The 20,327-nt window shown below is 59.9% G+C and carries 25 protein-coding genes; 12 read left to right on the top strand and 13 right to left on the bottom strand.

Going from position 1 to position 20,327, the window contains the following annotated elements; translation table 11 throughout:
- Positions 1-10 precede the first annotated feature (10 nt).
- Together CKW11_RS22945 and CKW11_RS22940 are read left to right on the top strand one after the other, a co-directional pair.
- A complete protein-coding gene (locus CKW11_RS22945) occupies positions 11-2,116 on the top strand; it encodes a TonB-dependent siderophore receptor (protein WP_095139504.1) in 2,106 nt (701 codons plus the stop codon).
- Positions 2,117-2,128: 12 nt separating this feature from the next.
- Positions 2,129-2,848 carry a DUF4198 domain-containing protein gene (locus CKW11_RS22940; protein ID WP_095139503.1) on the top strand — a complete coding sequence of 240 codons (720 nt, stop codon included), beginning with the start codon at positions 2,129-2,131 and terminating at the stop codon, positions 2,846-2,848.
- Between the two features lie 113 nt (positions 2,849-2,961).
- Here CKW11_RS22940 and hisC read toward each other — a convergent pair whose 3' ends face one another.
- The 10 genes from hisC to CKW11_RS22890 all read right to left on the bottom strand — a co-directional run bounded on the left by hisC (position 2,962) and on the right by CKW11_RS22890 (position 10,927).
- The gene (gene hisC, locus CKW11_RS22935) at positions 2,962-4,014 is read right to left on the bottom strand and encodes a histidinol-phosphate transaminase (protein WP_095139502.1); all 1,053 of its coding nucleotides are present in this window, start codon (positions 4,012-4,014) and stop codon (positions 2,962-2,964) included.
- A gap of 2 nt (positions 4,015-4,016) precedes the next feature.
- Positions 4,017-5,354 carry a histidinol dehydrogenase gene (gene hisD / locus CKW11_RS22930; RefSeq protein ID WP_095139501.1) on the bottom strand — a complete coding sequence of 446 codons (1,338 nt, stop codon included), beginning with the start codon at positions 5,352-5,354 and terminating at the stop codon, positions 4,017-4,019.
- Between the two features lie 125 nt (positions 5,355-5,479).
- A complete protein-coding gene (gene hisG, locus CKW11_RS22925) occupies positions 5,480-6,115 on the bottom strand; it encodes an ATP phosphoribosyltransferase (RefSeq protein WP_007912384.1) in 636 nt (211 codons plus the stop codon).
- A gap of 127 nt (positions 6,116-6,242) precedes the next feature.
- Positions 6,243-7,508 (bottom strand): UDP-N-acetylglucosamine 1-carboxyvinyltransferase, encoded by a 1,266-nt coding sequence (gene murA, locus CKW11_RS22920; protein ID WP_027610854.1) that lies wholly within the window; start codon positions 7,506-7,508, stop codon positions 6,243-6,245.
- Between the two features lie 22 nt (positions 7,509-7,530).
- Positions 7,531-7,770, bottom strand: coding sequence for a BolA family protein (locus tag CKW11_RS22915; protein WP_008085051.1), 240 nt, complete (start codon positions 7,768-7,770; stop codon positions 7,531-7,533).
- 116 nt (positions 7,771-7,886) lie between these two features.
- Positions 7,887-8,192 carry a lipid asymmetry maintenance protein MlaB gene (locus CKW11_RS22910; RefSeq protein ID WP_095139500.1) on the bottom strand — a complete coding sequence of 102 codons (306 nt, stop codon included), beginning with the start codon at positions 8,190-8,192 and terminating at the stop codon, positions 7,887-7,889.
- Entirely contained in the window at positions 8,189-8,842 is a 654-nt protein-coding gene (locus CKW11_RS22905; protein ID WP_095139499.1) for a phospholipid-binding protein MlaC, read from the bottom strand. Before CKW11_RS22905 ends, CKW11_RS22910 begins: the two co-directional genes overlap by 4 nt.
- A gap of 11 nt (positions 8,843-8,853) precedes the next feature.
- Positions 8,854-9,321: an outer membrane lipid asymmetry maintenance protein MlaD gene (gene mlaD / locus CKW11_RS22900; RefSeq protein ID WP_007967220.1), complete on the bottom strand. Its 468-nt coding sequence runs from the start codon at positions 9,319-9,321 to the stop codon at positions 8,854-8,856.
- On the bottom strand, positions 9,321-10,118 hold the full coding sequence (gene mlaE / locus CKW11_RS22895; protein ID WP_003221704.1) for a lipid asymmetry maintenance ABC transporter permease subunit MlaE: 798 nt from the start codon (positions 10,116-10,118) through the stop codon (positions 9,321-9,323). Before mlaE ends, mlaD begins: the two co-directional genes overlap by 1 nt.
- The gene (locus CKW11_RS22890; RefSeq protein ID WP_095139498.1) at positions 10,118-10,927 is read right to left on the bottom strand and encodes an ATP-binding cassette domain-containing protein; all 810 of its coding nucleotides are present in this window, start codon (positions 10,925-10,927) and stop codon (positions 10,118-10,120) included. Before CKW11_RS22890 ends, mlaE begins: the two co-directional genes overlap by 1 nt.
- A 275-nt stretch (positions 10,928-11,202) precedes the next feature.
- Between CKW11_RS22890 and CKW11_RS22885 the strand changes: the two genes are divergently transcribed.
- The 10 genes from CKW11_RS22885 to CKW11_RS22840 all read left to right on the top strand — a co-directional run bounded on the left by CKW11_RS22885 (position 11,203) and on the right by CKW11_RS22840 (position 18,232).
- Entirely contained in the window at positions 11,203-12,177 is a 975-nt protein-coding gene (locus tag CKW11_RS22885; protein WP_027610849.1) for a KpsF/GutQ family sugar-phosphate isomerase, read from the top strand.
- Positions 12,177-12,701: an HAD family hydrolase gene (locus CKW11_RS22880; protein ID WP_007967216.1), complete on the top strand. Its 525-nt coding sequence runs from the start codon at positions 12,177-12,179 to the stop codon at positions 12,699-12,701. The genes CKW11_RS22885 and CKW11_RS22880 overlap by 1 nt, the downstream gene beginning before the upstream one ends.
- An 8-nt stretch (positions 12,702-12,709) precedes the next feature.
- The gene (gene lptC, locus CKW11_RS22875) at positions 12,710-13,282 is read left to right on the top strand and encodes an LPS export ABC transporter periplasmic protein LptC (protein WP_095139497.1); all 573 of its coding nucleotides are present in this window, start codon (positions 12,710-12,712) and stop codon (positions 13,280-13,282) included.
- Entirely contained in the window at positions 13,269-13,814 is a 546-nt protein-coding gene (lptA, locus tag CKW11_RS22870) for a lipopolysaccharide transport periplasmic protein LptA (RefSeq protein WP_095139496.1), read from the top strand. Before lptC ends, lptA begins: the two co-directional genes overlap by 14 nt.
- Complete coding sequence (gene lptB, locus CKW11_RS22865; protein ID WP_095139495.1) at positions 13,814-14,539, top strand: LPS export ABC transporter ATP-binding protein; 726 nt, start codon at positions 13,814-13,816, stop codon at positions 14,537-14,539. Before lptA ends, lptB begins: the two co-directional genes overlap by 1 nt.
- Before the next feature lie 189 nt (positions 14,540-14,728).
- On the top strand, positions 14,729-16,222 hold the full coding sequence (locus CKW11_RS22860; protein WP_027610846.1) for an RNA polymerase factor sigma-54: 1,494 nt from the start codon (positions 14,729-14,731) through the stop codon (positions 16,220-16,222).
- A 73-nt stretch (positions 16,223-16,295) separates the two neighbouring features.
- Entirely contained in the window at positions 16,296-16,604 is a 309-nt protein-coding gene (hpf, locus tag CKW11_RS22855; protein ID WP_025109458.1) for a ribosome hibernation-promoting factor, HPF/YfiA family, read from the top strand.
- Positions 16,605-16,616: 12 nt separating this feature from the next.
- Positions 16,617-17,081, top strand: coding sequence for a PTS IIA-like nitrogen regulatory protein PtsN (ptsN, locus tag CKW11_RS22850; RefSeq protein WP_095139494.1), 465 nt, complete (start codon positions 16,617-16,619; stop codon positions 17,079-17,081).
- 2 nt (positions 17,082-17,083) lie between these two features.
- Positions 17,084-17,941 (top strand): RNase adapter RapZ, encoded by an 858-nt coding sequence (gene rapZ / locus CKW11_RS22845; protein ID WP_095139493.1) that lies wholly within the window; start codon positions 17,084-17,086, stop codon positions 17,939-17,941.
- A gap of 15 nt (positions 17,942-17,956) precedes the next feature.
- Positions 17,957-18,232, top strand: coding sequence for an HPr family phosphocarrier protein (locus CKW11_RS22840; RefSeq protein WP_095139492.1), 276 nt, complete (start codon positions 17,957-17,959; stop codon positions 18,230-18,232).
- Between the two features lie 91 nt (positions 18,233-18,323).
- On the opposite strand, the gene CKW11_RS22835 is transcribed toward CKW11_RS22840, so the two are convergent.
- From CKW11_RS22835 to CKW11_RS22825, 3 genes are read right to left on the bottom strand one after another with little or no spacing between them, the layout of a single operon-like run.
- On the bottom strand, positions 18,324-19,217 hold the full coding sequence (locus tag CKW11_RS22835) for a ZIP family metal transporter (RefSeq protein WP_095139491.1): 894 nt from the start codon (positions 19,215-19,217) through the stop codon (positions 18,324-18,326).
- Between the two features lie 30 nt (positions 19,218-19,247).
- Positions 19,248-19,859 (bottom strand): superoxide dismutase, encoded by a 612-nt coding sequence (locus CKW11_RS22830; RefSeq protein ID WP_095139490.1) that lies wholly within the window; start codon positions 19,857-19,859, stop codon positions 19,248-19,250.
- 1 nt (position 19,860) lies between these two features.
- Positions 19,861-20,301, bottom strand: coding sequence for a hypothetical protein (locus CKW11_RS22825; protein ID WP_007967199.1), 441 nt, complete (start codon positions 20,299-20,301; stop codon positions 19,861-19,863).
- Between the last annotated feature and the right edge of the window lie 26 nt (positions 20,302-20,327).

Here is a 20,327-nt window from a genome sequence, read left to right as displayed (position 1 = left end):
ACAACATAACATGTCGTCTCGAAAAAAGGCTTCACTGCTTGGCCTGACTCTGGGCCTGCTGGCCGATCCGGTTTTCGCCGAAGATCCGCAACCCCTCGAACTCGACGCCATCAGCGTCACTTCCGATTACGAATCCCCCAGCGGGCCGGTCAGCGGCTACCGCGCGACGCGCTCCGCCAGCGCAACCAAAACCGACACCGCCATCCGCGACATTCCCCAAGCGATCAGCGTGGTGCCGGCCAGCGTGCTCAAGGATCTGGGCAGCCACAATGTCGAACGCGCACTGGATTTCGCCGGCGGCGTGTCGAAGCAGAACAATTTTGGCGGCCTGACGCTGTACGAATACAGCGTGCGCGGCTTCACCACCTCGGAGTTCTACAAGGACGGTTTCAGCGCCAATCGCGGCTATCCGAGCACGCCGGACGCCGCCAACGTGGAGCGCATCGAAGTCCTCAAAGGCCCGGCCGCGAGCCTGTATGGCCGAGGCGATCCGGGCGGCACGGTGAACATCGTCACCAAAAAACCGCAGCCCGAAGCGTTCACCACTCTGCAGACCAGCGCTGGCAGCTGGGATCGTTATCGCACGGCACTGGACGTCAACACGCCGCTCGACGAGCAGGGTGATGTGCTCTCGCGGATCAACCTGGCGGTCGAGGACAACCACAGCTTCCGTGATCACGTCGACAGCCAGCGGGTATTCGTCGCACCTTCGATCAGTTGGCAACTGAGCCCGGACACTTCGTTGTTGGTGGAAAGCGAAATCGTCCGGCACAACTCCACGTTCGACCGAGGAGTCGTCGCGCCGGACAACAAATGGAGCGGCGTTTCGCGCTCGACCTTCCTCGGTGAACCGAACGACGGCAACATCGACAACCACAACAACCTGCTCCAGGCCTCCCTCGAACATCACCTCAACGACAGCTGGAAACTGCGTCTGGCCAGCCACTACAAGGAAGGCAAACTGTGGGGCGACGCGTCTGAAAGTCGTGCGCTGAACGCCGATGGTCACACCGTCAACCGACGCTACCGCGAACGGGACACTAACTGGCACGACAGCATCACCCAACTGGAGCTGCGCGGTCTGTTCGACCTCGGCCCATGGCAGCACGAACTGCTGATCGGCACCGAATACGAGAACTTCCGCAAGAACGAACGCGTCACTACCATCGCTGGCGGTCCCTACGCCATCGACATCTACAAGCCGATCTACGGCCAACCGAAACCCAACGGCCCACGCTCGGGTACTGACTTCTTCGAACACGTCGAAAGCCACGCACTGAACCTGCAGGATCAAATCATCTTCACCGACAAACTGCGCGGGATGATCGGCGCACGCTTCGAGCACTTTGATCAACGCATCGACGATCACACCCGCAATGCCAAAAGCCAGCAGACTCACGACGCCCTCACCCAACGCGCCGGCCTGCTCTATCAGTTGACGCCGAACACCGGCCTGTTCGCCAACGCCTCGACCTCGTTCAAACCGAATAATGGCCTCGACGCCTCCGGCAAATCCTTCGATCCCGAAGAAGGTGTCGGTTACGAAATCGGCATGAAGAACGAACTGTTCGACGAGCGCCTGAGCAGCACCCTCGCTTTCTTCCACATCGACAAGGAGAACGTCCTCGCCCTCGACCCGGGCACCGACACCAGCCGCGCGATGGGCAAGGCGCGCAGTCGCGGTTTCGACTGGCAAGTGACCGGGCAAGTGACCGATGCCGTGCGGGTGATTGGTGCCTTCGCTTACATCGACGCTGAAGTGACCAAGGGCGACGCGGCAATCCCGACCGGCAGCCGCATCCTTGGCGTGGCCAAGCGCAGTGGCAGCCTGCTCGGCGTCTACGAGTTTCAGGACGGCCATTTGCGCGGCTCGGACGTCGGCGCGGCGTTCACCTACGTCGGCGATCGCTCTGGTGAAGCCGGCGGTGATTTTGAAATGCCGGCCTATCACACCGTCGATCTGCTGGCCCATTACAAGGCCAGCGACAACGTCACGGTTGGCCTGAACCTGAACAATCTCTTCGACGAAAAATACTACGAGCGCTCCTACAGCAATTACTGGGTCAACCCCGGCGAGCCGCGCAATTTCACCGTCAGCCTGACACTCAACCTGTAAAAGGACGTCACCATGCAATACGGCAAAACCCTGCTGATCATCGCCGCCCTGTTCGCCACTCAGGCCTCGGCCCACGGCCTGTGGACCGAACAACGGCGCGGCAACATCGAAGTGATCTACGGCCACGGCGCCGAAGACAATGCCTTCAAGGCGCAGAAAATCAGCGGCGCCTGGGCTTACGATGCCGGTGGCAAGATGATCCCGGTCAGCGTCGAACGCCTGGCCGATCACGCACGTCTCAAGCCTCTCAAGCCGCCGGCAGTACTGGCCGTTGCACTGAACAACGGTATGTGGTCGCAAACCGCTGACAAAAAATGGATCAATGAGGGGCGCAGCAAAGTGCCGGGCGCTGTCGAGGCGACGCAGACCTTCAAGTACAGCCTGGCGATTTATCAGCCGGGGGCCAAGTTGCCCAAGCTTGATCAGATCAAATTGCTGATTCTGCCGGAAGTCGATCCGCTGACGGTCGGGCCGGGGCAATCATTGCCGGTGCGGGTGTTGCTCGATGGCAAACCGGCAGCGGGGGTGAACTTGATCGGTGACTATCGCAGTGCGCCGAATACCTTAAGCACCGAGACTGACAAGGACGGCCGCGCGCAGGTGTTGGTGCGTAATGAAGGGTTGAATGTGATTGCCGCGCAGGTGGAGGTGCCGGTGAAGGGCAGTGCTGATGTGGATAGTCGCGGGTTGTTTACCTCGCTGACGTTCCTCGGTGAGCCGCATCACGAGTAGGACATTGATATTGATGGCGCTCCATTCGCGAGCAAGCCCGCTCCCACATATGACCGTGCTCCATCTGAAGAGACGCGGTTAAATGTGGGAGCGGGCTTGCTCGCGAAGGCGGTTTAGAGGTCGCCCAGGCCGTCGATCAACGCCTGATTCTGCTCCGGCGTACCAATCGAAATCCTCAGGAACTGGGCAATCCGCTCCTGCTTGAAGTGGCGCACGATCACGCCCTGCTCGCGCAGCTTGGCCGCCAGCCCCGCAGCATCGTGTTGCGGGTGCCGGGCGAAGATAAAGTTCGCCGCCGACGGCAGCACCTCAAAGCCTTTGGCCTGCAATTGCGCGATCACCCATTCACGGCTCTCGATTACCAGACGGCAGGTCTTGTCGAAGTACTCGCGATCCTCGAACGCCGCCGCCGCGCCGACAATCGCCAGGCGATCCAGCGGATAGGAGTTGAAGCTGTTCTTGATTCGCTCCAGTGCCTCGATCAGATCCGGGTGCCCCACCGCCAGACCGACGCGCAGGCCGGCCAGCGAACGCGACTTGGACAGGGTCTGGGTCACCAGCAGATTCGGATAACGATCCACCAGACTGATCGCGGTTTCGCCGCCGAAGTCGATATAAGCCTCGTCCACCACGACCACCGAATCCGGGCTGGCCTGGAGAATCTGCTCAACCGCCTCCAGCGCCAACAGGCAACCGGTCGGTGCGTTCGGATTGGGGAAAATGATCCCGCCGTTCGGTTTGGCGTAGTCCGCCGGGTTGATCTGGAACCGCGCGTCCAGCGGCACGGCATCGAACTGGATGCCGTACAGACCGCAATACACCGGATAGAAGCTGTAGCTGATGTCCGGGAACAGCAGCGGCTGCTCGTGCTGCAGCAGACCGTGGAAGATGTGCGCCAGCACTTCGTCCGAACCGTTGCCGAGGAACACTTGATTGCTCTGCACGCCGTAGTAGTTGGCGACGGCATTTTTCAGCAGATCACTGTTGGGATCCGGGTACAGGCGCAGGTTGTCGTTGAGCTCGACCTGCATCGCCGCCAGGGCTTTTGGCGACGGGCCGTAGGGGTTTTCGTTGGTGTTGAGCTTGACCAGTTTGGTCAGCTTTGGCTGTTCGCCCGGCACATACGGCACCAGATCCCTGACGAACGGGCTCCAGAATTTACTCATGTTCATTCCCCCTGCCCTTGCAGAAAGTCTGCATCTTTGATGCGGTATTCGGCGCTGCGTGCGTGCGCGCTGAGGGATTCGCCACGAGCCAGCACCGAAGCGGTCTTGCCCAGCTCGGAAGCACCGGCCTCGGAGCAGAAGATGATCGACGAACGTTTCTGGAAGTCGTACACACCCAGCGGCGAGGAGAACCGCGCAGTGCCGGAGGTCGGCAGCACGTGGTTCGGACCGGCGCAGTAATCGCCCAGCGCTTCGGAGGTGTGGCGGCCCATGAAGATCGCGCCGGCGTGACGGATCTGCGGCAGCCAGGCTTGTGGATCGGCGACCGACAACTCAAGGTGTTCCGGGGCGATGCGGTTGGCGACTTCGATGGCTTGCGCCATGTCCTTCACGTGAATCAACGCACCACGGCCATTGATCGAGGTTTCGATGATGGTTGCGCGGTCCATGGTCGGCAGCAGTTTGTCGATGCTGGCGGCGACCTTGTCGAGGAACTCGGCGTCGGGGCTGACCAGAATCGCCTGCGCGTCTTCGTCGTGCTCGGCCTGGGAGAACAGGTCCATGGCGATCCAGTCCGGATCGGTCTGGCCGTCACACACCACAAGGATTTCCGACGGGCCGGCGATCATGTCGATGCCGACCTGACCGAAGACGTGGCGTTTGGCGGTGGCGACATAGATGTTGCCCGGGCCGACGACCTTGTCCACCTGCGGCACGCTTTCGGTGCCGTAAGCCAGCGCGGCAACCGCCTGCGCGCCGCCGATGGTGAACACCCGGTCAACGCCGGCAATGCACGCCGCCGCCAGCACCAGCTCATTGAGCTCACCGCGCGGGGTCGGCACCACCATGACCACTTCGGCCACGCCGGCGACCTTGGCCGGAATCGCGTTCATCAGCACCGACGACGGGTACGACGCCTTGCCGCCCGGCACATACAGGCCGGCGCGATCCAGTGGAGTGACCTTCTGGCCGAGCACGGTGCCGTCGGCTTCGGTGTAGCTCCAGGAGTCCTGTTTCTGTTTTTCGTGGTAGCTGCGCACCCGCGCCGCGGCTTTTTCCAGCGCTTCGCGCTGCGCCACGGTGATGCGAGTCAGGGCCAGTTCCAGGCGCTCGCGCGGCAGGATCAGGTCAGCCATCGAGGCGACTTCGAGGCCGTCGAACTTCTGGGTGAACTCGACCAGCGCCGCGTCACCGCGCTCGCGCACCGCCTTGATGATGTCCAGCACGCGCTGATTGACCGAGTCGTCAGACACACTTTCCCAGCTCAGCAGATGATCCAGATGATGCGCGAAATCCGGGTCAGCAGCGTTGAGTCGGCGAATTGCAGTCGGTGCGGTCATAGCGAGAGCCTCATAGGAATGGCGAAAAACTCAGGCGCCCGAAACTATCATTCGATCCGCTTGGGCACCTGAGAATTCTGGCTATGAGGCGGATAGACGGCGCGACCAGGGGTCGCGCAGGTACATCAGCCGCGGTGTCGCGATTCCACTGCGTTGCGCAGGGTATCGATCAACGCCTGGATTCGGGCGTGTTGCATCTTCATCGAAGCCTTGTTGACCACCAGACGCGAGCTGATCGTGGCGATCAGTTCCTGAGGTTCCAGGCCATTGGCGCGCAGGGTGTTGCCGGTGTCGACCACGTCGATGATCTTGTCGGCCAGACCGATCAGCGGTGCCAGCTCCATCGAGCCGTAGAGCTTGATGATGTCGACCTGACGACCCTGTTCGGCGTAGTAACGCTTGGCGACATTGACGAACTTGGTCGCCACGCGCAGACGGCCCTTGGGTTCCGGCGCACCGATCTTGCCGGCGGTCATCAGCTTGCACTGGGCAATCTGCAGATCCAGCGGCTCGTACAGGCCCTGGCCGGTGTATTCCATCAACACGTCTTTACCGGCGACGCCAAGGTCGGCCGCGCCATGCTCGACGTAGGTCGGCACGTCGGTGGCACGCACGATCAACAGACGTACGTCATCCTGAGTGGTGGGGATGATCAGCTTGCGGCTCTTGTCCGGATTCTCGGTCGGCACGATGCCCGCTTCGGCGAGAAGCGGCAGAGTGTCGTCAAGGATGCGGCCCTTGGACAGTGCGATGGTCAACATGGGAAACGTCAGTCCTTATCAAGGTACTCATGCCCGGTCGCAATCGGCGCCGGACACACATCGAGCCGGATACCGGCTCGACTCGAAACAAATTCAGTGGACACGTCCCTGTGCCCGCATGCAGCAATCAGCCCGGAACGCGACGGATCTTGGCGCCCAGCATCTGCAGTTTTTCTTCGATGCACTCGTAACCACGGTCTATGTGGTAGATGCGGTCGATCAGGGTATCGCCCTCGGCAACCAGTGCCGAGATCACCAGACTGGCGGAAGCACGCAGGTCGGTGGCCATTACTGGCGCGCCCTTCAGGACTTCAGTACCGGTGACGATCGCAGTGTTGCCTTCGACCTGGATCCTGGCGCCCATGCGGTGCAGTTCGTACACGTGCATGAAACGGTTTTCGAAGATCGTCTCGATCACTGCACCGGTGCCTTCGGCAATGGCGTTGAGCGAGATGAACTGCGCCTGCATGTCGGTCGGGAATGCCGGGTACGGCGCTGTGCGCACGTTGACCGCTTTCGGGCGCTTGCCGTGCATGTTCAGCTCGATCCAGTCTTCACCGCAGGTGATTTCCGCACCGGACTCACGGAGCTTTTCCAGGACCGCTTCAAGAATGGTCGGATCAGTGTCCTTGACCTTCACACGGCCACCGGTGACCGCAGCGGCCACCAGGTAAGTGCCGGTCTCGATACGGTCAGGCATGACCTTGTAGAAGCACGAACCCAGGCGCTCGACGCCATCAATGGTGATGGTGTCGGTGCCGGCGCCGGATACCTTGGCACCCATGGCATTGAGGAAGTTCGCCAGGTCAACCACTTCAGGTTCACGCGCAGCGTTCTGCAGCACGCTGCGACCCTTGGCCAGGGCGGCTGCCATCATGATGTTTTCGGTACCGGTCACGCTGACGGTATCGAAGAAGAAGTGCGCACCGCGCAGGCCGCCTTCAGGCGCCTTGGCCTTGATGTAGCCGCCTTCGACGTCGATCACCGCGCCCATGGCTTCGAGGCCACGGATGTGCAGGTCGACCGGACGCGAACCGATCGCGCAACCGCCAGGCAGGGCGACTTCGGCTTCACCGAATCGGGCAACCATCGGGCCCAGTACCAGGATCGAGGCACGCATGGTTTTCACCAGCTCGTACGGCGCGATCAGGGTCTTGATGGTGCGCGGGTCGATTTCGACGCTGAGTTTCTCGTCGATCACCGGCTCGATGCCCATGCGACCGAACAGCTCGATCATGGTGGTGATGTCATGCAGGTGCGGCAGGTTGCCAACGGTCACCGGGCCATCGCACAGCAGGGTGGCAGCCAGAATCGGCAGGGCGGAGTTCTTCGCCCCGGAGATACGGATTTCGCCATCAAGACGAACGCCACCGGTAATAATCAATTTATCCATAAGAATCTCGACGCCCTAGGGCTCAGGTGCGCTCGGCCCAGGCCGCGCTGCTGAAAAATTTCATAGTGACCGCATGGATGCTGCCATCGGTGATCCATGGGTTCAAATGGGCATAGACCTGCTGCTGACGCTTCACCGGGCTCAACGCCGCCAGTTCATCGCTAATCACGTTCAGCTGGAAATTGCAGCCTTCGCCCTCAACTTCTACCAACGTTCCGGGCAGCTTTCCTTCAAGGAAGCTCTTCACTTCTACGGCCTGCATGCTCAACCTCAATCGGCGCCCTGTGCGCACGGGTCGGACATCATACAAAAAAGCCCCGCGCCTGCGAACCCCGCATTGGCAGGACTCTGACGGGGGGCTTGTTTATCGATGCGGGTTCAGGGGTGCGCCAGTAACTCGGTCAGTTCACTGACCTGAGCGATTTCGCGCATGTCTTCCGGCATCGCGCGGATGCTGACGGCCTTACCGGCCGCCTGAGCATCGCGCATGAAGCACAGCAGCAAGGACAAACCGACGCTGCTGGACTTCTTCACTGCCGAGCAATCGATCACCAGCGATGCCGCCTGGCTGGATTTGATCAGCTTCTGGCCTTCCTTGCGCAGGTCGGGACCTGTGCGATAGTCCAGCACTCCGCTGAGCAATAGCTCGTCGACGTCACTCATACGAACTGCCGCCTCATTCATTGCGCTGGCTTCTCGGCAGCTTTCTCGGTGGTTTCCTTGGCCTTGGCCACTTCGCCAGCCCAATTATTGATGGTCTTGTCCAGGTCGTTGCCATTGCGCTGCATCGCGTCGGCGAACTGGTCACGGAACAGCTTGCCGATGTTGATGCCGTTGATGATCACGTTGCGCAGTTTCCACTCGCCGTTGATCTTCTCCAGCGTGTACTGCACAGGATAGATCGCGCCGTTGCTGCCCTTGACAGTCATGCCGACGCTGGTGCGATCGCCTGACTCATCCTTGGCCGGATCAACGGTGATGCCCTGGTTGTTGTACTCGAGCAAAGCGTTGCCGTAGAACTGGAACAGTCCACGCTTGAAGTTCTCTTGAAAGCGCTGCATCTGCTCAGGCGTGGCCTTGCGCGAATACTTCACGGTCATGATGCTTTTGGAAATGCCCTCGGCATCCACCACCGGACCAACAATGCTGTTCAGCGCGGCATAGAAATCCTGCGGATCCTGCTTGTACTTCTCTTTATTGGCCGACAGATCGGCCAGCATCCGGTTCGTGGTGTCCTGAATCAGGTCGTGTGCCGACTGCCCAGGTGCAGCATTCGCCAGCAGTGGCAGTGCCGCAAGCAACACCAACAGGCCACGTCGCAAGGTAGAGATCATTCAAAAGCTCCTCATTTGGCGTCTTTGCTAACGGTATTGAGCAGGAATTTACCGATCAGGTCTTCCAGTACCAGAGACGACTGCGTGTCGTGGATGGTTCCACCATCCTTCAGACGGGTGTCTTCGCCGCCCACACTGATACCGATGTACTTCTCGCCCAACAGACCAGCGGTCAGGATAGACGCTGTGGAGTCGGTCGGCAGGTTGTCGACCTTTTTGTCCACTTGCAGGGTTACCCGACCGGTAAAGCTGTCGCGATCCAGATCGATTGCCGTGACCTTGCCGATGGTCACACCGGCCATGGTCACTTTGGCTCTGACCGTCAAACCGGCGATATTGTCGAAGTAGGCATACAATTTATAGGTGTCGGTGGTCGAAGTCGGAGACAGGCCACTGACCCGCAGAGCCAATAGCAACAAAGCCAGGATCCCTGCCAGCAGGAACAGGCCGACACCGATTTCCAGGGTGCGGTTTTGCATCAGAAATCTCCAAACATCAAAGCGGTCAGAATAAAGTCCAGGCCCAGTACCGCCAGCGAGGCGAATACCACGGTCTTGGTGGTGGCGCGACTGATGCCCTCGGAAGTGGGCTCACAGTCATAGCCTTGGAATACGGCGATCCAGGTCACGACGAAGGCGAAAACGATACTTTTGATGACGCCGTTGAGCACATCACTGGTGAAGTTCACGCTGTTCTGCATGTTCGCCCAGTACGAGCCTTCATACACGCCAAGCCAGTCGACAGCCACCCACGAACCACCCCAGATCCCCACCACGCTGAAAATCATCGCCAGCACCGGCAGGGAAATGAAACCGGCCCACAGACGCGGGGCAATAATGTACTTGAGCGGATCGACACCGATCATTTCCAGGCTGGAAAGCTGTTCGGTGGACTTCATGTTGCCGATTTCCGCGGTCAGCGCCGAACCGGCACGCCCGGCAAACAACAGCGCCGTCACCACCGGCCCCAGTTCACGCAGCAACGTCAGGGCCACCATCTGCCCTACAGCCTGCTCCGAACCGTAGCTCGACAGAATACTGAAGCCCTGCAACGCCAACACCATGCCGATAAAAATCCCCGACACGACGATGATCACCAGCGACATCACGCCAACCGAATGCAGTTGCTTGACCAGCAGGCCGAAACCGCCACTGATGCCACCACGACCGAGCAGGGCGTGGAACAGGAACAGGGTCGCGCGGCCAAACACCGCGACGGCGTCGATCGCCGCCTCGCCGAAACGGCGTACGCGTTCTATTAGTGAAATTCTGCGCATCAGCGCTTCCCCAGAAGATCTGCGCGGTAATCCGTCGCTGGAAAATGATACGGCACCGGGCCATCGGGGTTGCCAGTCATGAACTGGCGAATACGCGGCTCATCCGAATTCATCAACTCGTCCGGCGTGCCCTGCCCCAGCACCTGACCATCACCCACTACATAGATGTAGTCAGCGATGCTCGCGGTTTCGGCCAGATCGTGGGAGACCACGATGCTGGTGATGCCCAGCGCATCGTTGAGCAGACGGATCAGGCGTACCAGCACGCCCATGGCGATCGGATCCTGACCGACGAAAGGCTCGTCATACATGAGAATCTGCGGATCGAGCGCAATCGCCCGAGCCAGGGCGACCCGCCGCTTCATGCCGCCGGACAGCTCGTCAGGCATCAGCTCGATCGCACCGCGCAGACCGACCGCCTGCAACTTGAGCAGGACGATGTCGCGGATCATTTCATCCGGCAGTTGGGTATGAACACGCAGGGGAAAAGCCACGTTCTCGAAGACATCGAGATCGGTGAACAGCGCGCCGCTCTGAAACAGCACGCCCATGTGCTTGCGCGCATCGAACAGATCACTGCGCGACAGCGTCGGCAGGTTCTGACCGTTGACCCAGACTTCCCCACTGGCAGGACGCAATTGCGCGCCCATCAAACGCAGCAGGGTGGTCTTGCCACACCCGGAAGGCCCCATGATGCCGGTAACCTTGCCACGCGGGATGCGAATATCGACGTTATTGAAAATGCTGCGCGCACCGCGCTTGAAGGAGACTCCCTTCAGCTCGACCGCGTAGGCGTTATCGGCACTCATCTAAACTCCTTGCGATGCAGCCTCTCACTCGGACGCCTGGCTTTCCGTAGAAAGCACATACCTCCCGGGCAGGCCGAACTGGCGGCGAACTATATCACTGCAAACGCCAAGCGCCCAAGGCCCCTGCCCCTCCGCGTTCAACGATATGACAGGCCTGATGGCACTTTTTCAGGGTTTTGGTGACAAGGAATGACAAAGCACGACGAACTTGCGTGAGGCTTTTCAACATAACCGCTATAATCGCCGCCTTTTCATCGGGCTATACGATTTCTGACATGAGCCAATCCAGCGACCTGATTCAATCGGCACAACGCACCATCCGCCTCGAAGTGGAAGCCGTACAAGGCTTGTTGCCCCATATCGACGCCGATTTCGTACGCGCTTGCGAGATGATTCTGGCCAGCAAGGGCCGTGTGGTCGTGGTCGGCATGGGCAAATCCGGGCACGTCGGCAACAAGATTGCCGCGACCTTGGCCAGCACCGGCACCCCGGCATTTTTCGTCCATCCGGCCGAAGCCAGCCATGGCGACATGGGCATGATCACCCGCGACGACGTGATCCTCGCGCTCTCCAACTCTGGCTCGACCAACGAAATCGTCACCCTGCTGCCATTGATCAAGCGCCTTGGCATCCAGTTGATCAGCCTTACCGGCAATCCTCAGTCGCCGCTGGCCAAGGCCGCCGAAGTCAATCTCAACGTTCACGTCGAACACGAAGCCTGCCCACTGAACCTGGCACCGACTTCCTCGACCACCGCCGCGCTGGTCATGGGCGATGCCCTGGCCGTGGCGCTGCTCGAAGCGCGTGGTTTCACCGCCGAAGATTTTGCTTTTTCGCACCCGGGCGGCGCTCTGGGTCGACGCCTGCTGCTGAAAGTGGAAAACGTCATGCACGCCGGGCAAGAGCTGCCGCAAGTGCAGCGCGGCACCCTGCTCAAGGACGCGCTCATGGAAATGACCCGCAAGGGTCTGGGCATGACCGCGATTGTCGAAGCCGATGGCAAACTGGCCGGGATCTTCACCGACGGTGACTTGCGTCGCACGCTGGACCGCAGCATCGACATCCGCAGCGCCACCATCGACCAGGTCATGACCGCACACGGCAAGACCGCACGGCCAGAGATGCTCGCCGCTGAAGCCCTGAAAATCATGGAAGACCACCGAATCAACGCACTGGTGGTCGTGGACGAAGAAGATCGCCCGATCGGCGCCTTCAACCTCTCCGATCTGCTGCGTGCAGGAGTGATGTAATGACAACCGATCTGCTGCAGCGCGGCAAAGCGATCAAACTGGCGGTGTTCGACGTCGACGGCGTCCTCACCGACGGGCGCCTGTACTTCCTCGAAGACGGCAGCGAATTCAAGACCTTCAACACCCTCGACGGCCAAGGCATCAAGATGCTGATGAATGCCGGTGTCGAGACCGCCATCATCAGTGGCCGCAAGACGCCGGTGGTTGAACGCCGGGCGAAGAACCTCGGCATCCCGCACCTGTTTCAGGGCCGCGAAGACAAATTGGTGGTTCTGGACGGTCTACTGGCGCAACTGGGCCTAAGCTATGAACAGGTCGCCTACCTCGGTGACGATTTGCCTGACCTGCCGGTGATCCGCCGCGTAGGTCTGGGCATGGCCGTTGCCAATGCTGCCGATTTCGTGCGCGAACACGCCCATGGCGTCACTCGGGCCCGTGGCGGCGAAGGTGCCGCCCGCGAATTCTGCGAATTGATCCTGCGCGCCCAGGGCCGCCTCGATGCGGCCAACGCCGCGTACCTGTGAGCCAAACCATGTTTAGCAAAAAATTTCGCAACTTCCTGCTGTTCGGCTGCATCGCCGCCATGTTTGCGGCGGTCGGCTACTGGAACATCAGTCCGGAACGCTTCCTCGACAAGCCTGTGGCCAAAGTCGAAGACACCGCTATCGACTGGTACGCCACCAACACACACACTCTGCAATACTTGCCCGACGGCAAAGTGCAGTACGAGATGACCTCCGACAAGGCCGAGCACGTCAAGGCAACGGACATCACACTCGTGACCAAACCCGACCTGAACATGTACCGCGGCACCGAATTTCCGTGGCACGTGACCAGTGAGCGTGGCGAAGTGAATCCGGACGGCACGCAGGTCGAACTGATCGATTCCGTGCGCATCAAGCGCACCGACGAAAAGAACCGCGATCTGCTGGTCACCTCCACTCGCATGACGGTGTTCCCGCAGCAACAATATGCGCAGACCGAGCAACCCGTTAGAATCGACGGCGCTGGCGGTGTATCGACTGGTGTAGGAATGAAAGCGTATTTGAAGGAAAGCAGGATACACCTGCTATCGAACGTAAGAGGACAGTATGAGGCTCGTTAAAACCCTCCCTATTTTGCTCAGTCTGGGCGCAGCACTGGGAAGCGTGAGCGCCTGGGCTCTGCCGAACGATCAGCAGCAACCTATCCGCATTCAGGCCGACGACGCCCAGCTGGACGACAAGAACGGCATCGCCACCTATAAAGGTGACGTGATCATCACTCAGGGTTCGATGAAGGTGACCGGCAATACCGTGACCATCACCCGCACCCCGACCGGTGACATCGACGTGGTGACTTCGGTCGGCAACCTTGCCTACTTCGAGCAACTGCAAACCCAGGGTGACACCAAGCCTGTTCAGGGTTGGGGCGTGACGATTCAGTACCATGCCGCGCAAAACCGCGTCGTGCTGATCGACAAGGCCAAGGTTGTCGACAAGGACAACAACACCACTCAGGGCGAGAAAATCGTCTATGACACGGTGAAGAAGCTGGCCAGTGCCGGTCGCGCTACCGGTAGCAAAGTCACCGAAGCACGTCCGCGTATCGACATGGTGATCCAGCCGAAGAAGAAAACCGACGAGAAAACCCAGTAATGGCAACTCTGAAAGCTCAACACCTGGCCAAGGCCTATAAAAGCCGCCAGGTTGTGCGCGACGTCAGCCTGTCGATCGACAGCGGCCAGATCGTTGGCCTGCTCGGCCCGAACGGCGCGGGCAAGACCACCTGCTTCTACATGATCGTCGGCCTGGTGCAGGCCGATCAGGGCCGAGTACTGATCGATGATCTGGACGTCAGCCATCAGCCGATGCACGGCCGTGCCAAGGCCGGTATCGGCTATCTGCCGCAGGAAGCATCGATTTTCCGCAAACTGTCGGTGGCCGATAACATCATGGCCATCCTCGAAACCCGCGCGGAACTCGATAAGGCCGGTCGTCGCAAGGAACTGGAAAGCCTGTTGCAGGAGTTCCACATCAGCCACATCCGCGACAACCTCGGCATGAGCCTGTCCGGTGGTGAACGCCGCCGGGTGGAAATCGCCCGCGCCCTGGCGACCGCACCGAAATTCATCCTGCTCGACGAACCGTTCGCCGGTGTCGACCCGATCTCGGTCGGCGACATCAAGCAGATCATCCACCACCTCAAGGCCAAGGGCATCGGTGTACTGATCACCGACCACAACGTGCGTGAGACCCTGGATATCTGCGAGACCGCCTACATCGTCAACGACGGTCAACTGATCGCTGAAGGCGATTCGGCGACCATCCTTGCCAACGATCTGGTGAAGGAAGTGTACCTGGGCCACGAGTTCCGCCTCTAAAGCGCGATCACATTCGGCCAGCCGATCGGGTGCTGTAACGTTGAAGCTGATTTTTTATACGCTTTTATTGTTACAGCGCTCTAGGCAAACACGACAGTTTCAGGCATATAATTTGCTTAAGTTTGGCGCTCCGGCGCCCTGTAGTGGATGGCGCATGCGCGCCGGCGAATAAGGTGTTAAGCCCCTGCCATGAAACCATCGCTAGTCTTGAGAATGGGCCAGCAGCTGACGATGACACCGCAGCTGCAACAGGCCATCCGCCTGCTCCAATTGTCGACCCTGGACCTGCAACAGGAAATCCAGGAGGCCCTGGAATCCAATCCGATGCTCGAACGCCAGGAAGAAGGCGACGACTTCGACAATACCGATCCTTTGGCCGACAACGCCGAACAAAAACCCAACACCGACATTCAGGAACCGTCCTATCAGGAAGCCGCCCCGACGGTGGACAACCTGGAAGATGGCGAATGGAACGAGCGCATTCCTAACGAACTGCCCGTTGATACCGCCTGGGAAGATGTCTACCAGACCAGCGCCAGCAGCCTGCCCAGCAGCGATGACGACGAGTGGGACTTCACCACCCGCACCTCCGCCGGGGAAAGCCTGCAAAGTCATCTGCTATGGCAATTGAATCTGGCGCCGATGTCCGACACCGACCGCCTGATCGCCGTGACCCTGATCGATTGCATCAACAATCAGGGCTACCTCGACGAAACCCTAGAAGAAATTCTCGACGCCTTTGATCCGGAGCTCGACATCGAGCTGGACGAGATCGAAGCCGTTCTGCATCGCATCCAGCAGTTTGAACCCGCCGGCATCGGCGCGCGCAACCTCGGCGAATGCCTGCTGCTGCAACTGCGTCAGCTCCCGGCCAAGACCCCGTGGCTCAACGAAGCCAAACGTCTGGTCAGCGATTACATCGATCTGCTCGGCAGTCGCGACTACAGCCAGTTGATGCGGCGCATGAAGCTCAAGGAAGACGAGTTGCGCCAGGTCATCGAACTGGTGCAAAGCCTCAATCCGCGCCCGGGCTCGCAGATCGAATCGACCGAAGCCGAATACGTGGTGCCCGACGTTATTGTGCGCAAGGACAACGAGCGCTGGCTGGTTGAGCTGAACCAAGAGTCGGTGCCCCGTCTGCGGGTCAATGCGCAGTACGCCGGTTTCGTCCGTCGCGCCGACACCAGTGCCGACAACACCTTCATGCGCAATCAGCTCCAAGAGGCGCGCTGGTTCATCAAAAGCCTGCAAAGCCGCAACGAAACGCTGATGAAAGTGGCCACCCAGATTGTCGAGCATCAGCGCGGCTTCCTGGAATATGGCGATGAAGCCATGAAGCCGTTGGTCCTGCATGACATCGCCGAGGCGGTCGGCATGCACGAATCGACGATTTCCCGGGTCACCACCCAGAAATTCATGCATACCCCGCGCGGTATTTATGAACTGAAATACTTTTTCTCCAGCCACGTCAGCACCTCCGAAGGCGGCGAATGCTCGTCCACGGCGATCCGCGCGATCATCAAAAAACTGGTTGCGGCGGAAAATCAGAAAAAGCCGTTGAGTGACAGCAAGATCGCTGGTTTACTGGAGGCACAAGGCATTCAGGTGGCTCGCCGCACCGTCGCCAAGTACCGCGAATCCCTCGGGATCGCGCCTTCGAGCGAACGCAAGCGGTTGATGTAAGCCACGTTACAGCGTTCCAGTGGCAGGCTCTTCGGCCTGCCGCTTTATGCACTGGCAACGAAGGAGAAGCTGTATGCAAGTCAACATCAGTGGACACCAACTGGAAGTGACCGAACCTCTGCGCACCTACATCAACGAGAAACTCGAACGATTGGAGCGCCATTTCGACAAGATCACCAACGTGCAGGTCACGATGTGTGTCGAAAAGCTCAAGCAGAAAATCGAAGCCACCTTGCATATACCCGGCAGCGAAGTGGTCGCCAACGCAGAAGATACCGACATGTACGCTGCGATCGACTCACTGACCGACAAGCTGGATCGCCAACTCAAAAAGCATAAGGAAAAGACCCAGAGCCTCCTTCAGGGCGCAACCGGTCGTTAACACCCCCAACCCATGATCCGACTTGAAAGCATCCTGACCCCCGGCCGTTCCCTGGTGAACGTGCCGGGCGGCAGTAAAAAGAAAGCCCTCGAACAGATTGCCAACCTCATCCATAAAGAAGTGCCGGATCTGGCCATGCAGGATGTTTTCGAGAGCTTGGTAGCCCGTGAGAAACTCGGTTCCACCGGTTTCGGCAACGGTATCGCCATTCCCCACTGTCGCCTCAAAGGCTGCGAATCGCCTATCAGCGCGCTGATGCACCTTGATGCCCCCATCGATTTCGATGCCATCGACGGCGCACCGGTCGACCTGCTGTTTGTTCTGCTGGTCCCGGAAGCGGCCACCGATGCCCACCTGGAATTACTGCGCCAGATCGCCAGCATGCTCGATCGCAAGGAAGTGCGCGAAAAACTGCGCAGCGCACCGAGCAACGAAGCCTTGTATCAGGTCGTCCTGAGCGAGCAGAACGGTCATTAATCATGCGTTTGATCATCGTCAGTGGCCGTTCCGGCTCGGGTAAAAGCACCGCCCTGGATGTCCTTGAGGACAACGGCTACTACTGCATCGACAACCTGCCGGCCGGCCTGCTGCCGGAACTCGCCGAACGCGCCCTGATTCACACCGAGCTAACCCAGCCGCTGGTGGCCGTGTCGATCGATGCGCGCAATCTGCCGAGCCACCTGTCGCGTTTCCCCGAACTGCTTGAAGAAGTCCGGGCCCGGCACATCCAGTGCGATGTGTTGTATCTGGATGCCGACGATGAAACCCTGCTCAAGCGCTTTTCGGAAACCCGCCGACGCCATCCGTTGAGCAATGCCGATCGCTCGCTGGCCGAGGCAATCAACGATGAGACCGCCCTGCTCGGCCCGATCGCCGATCTGGCCGACCTCAAGGTCAACACCACCAATCTCAATCTGTACCAGTTGCGTGACACCATCAAGCTGCGACTGCTGAACCAGCCGGAGCCGGGCACGGCGTTTCTGGTCGAGTCGTTCGGCTTCAAGCGTGGCATGCCAGTGGACGCGGATCTGGTGTTCGACGTGCGCTGCCTGCCCAATCCGTACTGGAAACCGGAACTGCGTGCACAATCGGGTCTCGACGCACCTGTCGCCGAGTACCTGGCTGCACAACCGGAGGTTGAGGAGATGTTCCAGGACATCTTCGGCTACTTGAACAAATGGCTGCCACGCTTTGCCGCGAGTAACCGCGCCTATGTCACCATTGCCATTGGCTGCACCGGCGGGCATCACCGTTCCGTTTACCTGACTGAACGTCTGGGTCAGGCCCTGCAGAAAACCCTGAAGAACGTCCAGGTTCGCCACCGCGACCTCACTTAAAGGATTCACACCGCGATGCCTGCTCGTGAAATCGAAATCATCAACAAATTGGGTCTGCATGCCCGAGCGTCGGCCAAGTTCGTCGGGGTGGCGGGCCAGTTTCCCGATTGCACCATCAGAGTAGGCCGCACCCCGGAAAACACGGTGGACGGTAAAAGCATCATGGCGATGATGATGCTGGCTGCCGGCAAAGGCACCAAAATCTATCTGAGTACCGAAGGCCATCAGGAACAGGAAGCGCTGGATGCATTGGTGGCGTTGATCAACAACTACTTCGATGAGGGTGGTTGATAGTCAAAAGACCAAAAGATCGCAGCCTTCGGCAGCTCCTGCACTGGAATCCAGATCCCTGTAGGAGCTGCCGGAGGCTGCGATCTTTTTTTCAGCCCAGTGCGGTATCCATCACCATCATCAGACAAAACCCGATCAGCAAGCCAAGACTGGCCAGCTTGTCATGACCATGGCGGCGCGATTCCGGAATGACTTCGTGAGTCACCACCAGCAACATCGCCCCCGCCGCCAGCGCCAGCCCCAATGGCAATAACAGCTCCGCCAGACTGACCAGCCAGGCACAGAGCAGTGCAAACATCGGTTCGACCAGCCCTGACGCCGCACCGATCAAGAACGCCTTTACCCGCGACATCCCCGCCCCGGCCAGCACCAGCGCAATCACCAACCCCTCCGGCACATCCTGCAAGGCGATGCCCATCGCCAGACTGTCGGCATCCGGCATGCCGCCGCCAGCCGACACACCCACCGCCATGCCTTCCGGGATGTTGTGGGCAATGATGGCGAAGACGAACAGCCAGATTCGCGGCGGAATCACCGGGCGCTCAGGGGTACCGACAAGCATCTCCGGTGAGGCGCCGGACAGTTTCAGATCCACCAGATACAGAGCGAACGCACCGAGCATGATGCCGAAACAGATCAGCCCGCTGGAAGCCCACGGTGTCAGGCCCAGACTTTCGGCGGCGGCAATGCCCGGCACGATCAGCGAAAACGCGGTCGCCGCCAGCATCACCCCGGCGCCGAAACCCAGCAGCGTATCGCTGAGCCTCTGCGGCATGCGCCGGATCACCAGCACCGGTACCGCGCCAAGCGCCGTGCCAAGGGCGCAGATCGCGCCACCCTGCAAGGCCCGCGACAGCTTCGGCTGCAGATCGAGCCATTCCAGCCCGTGCGCCGCCAGCAACGTCATGCCCGCCAGCAGCAACAGCGACCCGACCGCGTAACGAAACATGCGCCCACCGCCAATCGCCAGTGTTTCAGTGCCCATAGTCAGCCCTGGATCGTTTTTATAGAAGACTTAAACCAGTGCAGCCTGATAGCGAGCAGCAACTTCCGGCCAATTGATCACGTTGTAGAACGCATTGATGTATTCCGGGCGACGGTTCTGATAACGCAGGTAGTAGGCGTGTTCCCAGACGTCGAGACCCAGTATCGGCGTGTTGCCGTTCATTAACGGACTATCCTGGTTGCCGCTGCTTTCCACGATCAGCTTTTTCTCGGGAGTGACGCTGAGCCAGGCCCAGCCACTGCCGAAACGGGTCAGTGCGGCTTTGGTGAAGGCTTCCTTGAAGCTGTCGAGACCGCCCAGCTGCTCCTCGATCGCCTTGGCCAGCACGCCGTCGGGCTTGCCGCCACCGTTGGGCACCATGACTTCCCAGAACAACGAATGGTTGGCATGCCCGCCACCCTGATTGATCACGGCCGCGCGGAGTTTTTCCGGCAACTGCTGAACGCTGGCGACCAGTTTTTCCACCGGCCATTCGGCGTACTCGGTGCCTTCGACGGCGGCATTGAGGTTGTTGATGTAGGTCTGGTGGTGCTTGGTGTAGTGAATCTCCATGGTTTGCGCATCGATGTGCGGTTCCAGGGCGTCGTAGGCGTACGGCAAGGCAGGCAAGGTAAAAGCCATTTCAGTGGACTCCATGATGATGTGAGGCTGACGCGCGGCGTGCGTTGCCGGTGTCCGGGTGCAGCAGGCGCTGGGTGCGCGGGTATTCGCCGTGCTCGCTGATGAAATTCAGCAGTTCGACGTAGGTCTTGCTGCTCTGGCGCAACGCCGCTTCCCGCAGGGCCGGGCGCAGGCGCTCGTCCTGCATGGTCTGCAATAGCCGCTGATGAATCGCACAGAGGTACTCGGCGCTCTCCTCCGGCTGATTCAGGCGCAAGTGCAGATCCGCCAGGTTGTGGTGGGAGATGACGCAGGCCGCCACCGCTTCATCGGCATCTGCCCAGCGCTCGAACAATACTTGCGCCAGCGCCAGGGCTTGCAGGTAAGCCTCGCGGGCATCAATCAGCTCGCCGAGCATGAAGCAGCGATTGGCCCGTTCGATCGTGCGTTTCCAGTGCTCCATGGTGAACCTCCAAAGCGGTTGCGGGG

Origin of the sequence: Pseudomonas sp. Irchel s3a10, assembly GCF_900187525.1 — a bacterium.
Taxonomy (GTDB): Bacteria; Pseudomonadota; Gammaproteobacteria; order Pseudomonadales; family Pseudomonadaceae; genus Aquipseudomonas; species Aquipseudomonas koreensis_G.
Note: the sequence above shows the minus strand (reverse complement) of the source record. Positions and strands in the feature narration are given on the sequence as shown.

Bases quoted from the DNA above. Each gene is read 5' to 3' on its own strand.
- CKW11_RS22945 (WP_095139504.1), top strand. From the start codon at position 11: ATGTCGTCTCGAAAAAAGGCTTCACTGCTTGGCCTGACTCTGGGCCTG.
- CKW11_RS22940 (WP_095139503.1), top strand. From the start codon at position 2,129: ATGCAATACGGCAAAACCCTGCTGATCATCGCCGCCCTGTTCGCCACT.
- hisC (WP_095139502.1), bottom strand. From the start codon at position 4,014: ATGAGTAAATTCTGGAGCCCGTTCGTCAGGGATCTGGTGCCGTATGTG.
- hisD (WP_095139501.1), bottom strand. From the start codon at position 5,354: ATGACCGCACCGACTGCAATTCGCCGACTCAACGCTGCTGACCCGGAT.
- hisG (WP_007912384.1), bottom strand. From the start codon at position 6,115: ATGTTGACCATCGCACTGTCCAAGGGCCGCATCCTTGACGACACTCTG.
- murA (WP_027610854.1), bottom strand. From the start codon at position 7,508: ATGGATAAATTGATTATTACCGGTGGCGTTCGTCTTGATGGCGAAATC.
- CKW11_RS22915 (WP_008085051.1), bottom strand. From the start codon at position 7,770: ATGCAGGCCGTAGAAGTGAAGAGCTTCCTTGAAGGAAAGCTGCCCGGA.
- CKW11_RS22910 (WP_095139500.1), bottom strand. From the start codon at position 8,192: ATGAATGAGGCGGCAGTTCGTATGAGTGACGTCGACGAGCTATTGCTC.
- CKW11_RS22905 (WP_095139499.1), bottom strand. From the start codon at position 8,842: ATGATCTCTACCTTGCGACGTGGCCTGTTGGTGTTGCTTGCGGCACTG.
- mlaD (WP_007967220.1), bottom strand. From the start codon at position 9,321: ATGCAAAACCGCACCCTGGAAATCGGTGTCGGCCTGTTCCTGCTGGCA.
- mlaE (WP_003221704.1), bottom strand. From the start codon at position 10,118: ATGCGCAGAATTTCACTAATAGAACGCGTACGCCGTTTCGGCGAGGCG.
- CKW11_RS22890 (WP_095139498.1), bottom strand. From the start codon at position 10,927: ATGAGTGCCGATAACGCCTACGCGGTCGAGCTGAAGGGAGTCTCCTTC.
- CKW11_RS22885 (WP_027610849.1), top strand. From the start codon at position 11,203: ATGAGCCAATCCAGCGACCTGATTCAATCGGCACAACGCACCATCCGC.
- CKW11_RS22880 (WP_007967216.1), top strand. From the start codon at position 12,177: ATGACAACCGATCTGCTGCAGCGCGGCAAAGCGATCAAACTGGCGGTG.
- lptC (WP_095139497.1), top strand. From the start codon at position 12,710: ATGTTTAGCAAAAAATTTCGCAACTTCCTGCTGTTCGGCTGCATCGCC.
- lptA (WP_095139496.1), top strand. From the start codon at position 13,269: ATGAGGCTCGTTAAAACCCTCCCTATTTTGCTCAGTCTGGGCGCAGCA.
- lptB (WP_095139495.1), top strand. From the start codon at position 13,814: ATGGCAACTCTGAAAGCTCAACACCTGGCCAAGGCCTATAAAAGCCGC.
- CKW11_RS22860 (WP_027610846.1), top strand. From the start codon at position 14,729: ATGAAACCATCGCTAGTCTTGAGAATGGGCCAGCAGCTGACGATGACA.
- hpf (WP_025109458.1), top strand. From the start codon at position 16,296: ATGCAAGTCAACATCAGTGGACACCAACTGGAAGTGACCGAACCTCTG.
- ptsN (WP_095139494.1), top strand. From the start codon at position 16,617: ATGATCCGACTTGAAAGCATCCTGACCCCCGGCCGTTCCCTGGTGAAC.
- rapZ (WP_095139493.1), top strand. From the start codon at position 17,084: ATGCGTTTGATCATCGTCAGTGGCCGTTCCGGCTCGGGTAAAAGCACC.
- CKW11_RS22840 (WP_095139492.1), top strand. From the start codon at position 17,957: ATGCCTGCTCGTGAAATCGAAATCATCAACAAATTGGGTCTGCATGCC.
- CKW11_RS22835 (WP_095139491.1), bottom strand. From the start codon at position 19,217: ATGGGCACTGAAACACTGGCGATTGGCGGTGGGCGCATGTTTCGTTAC.
- CKW11_RS22830 (WP_095139490.1), bottom strand. From the start codon at position 19,859: ATGGCTTTTACCTTGCCTGCCTTGCCGTACGCCTACGACGCCCTGGAA.
- CKW11_RS22825 (WP_007967199.1), bottom strand. From the start codon at position 20,301: ATGGAGCACTGGAAACGCACGATCGAACGGGCCAATCGCTGCTTCATG.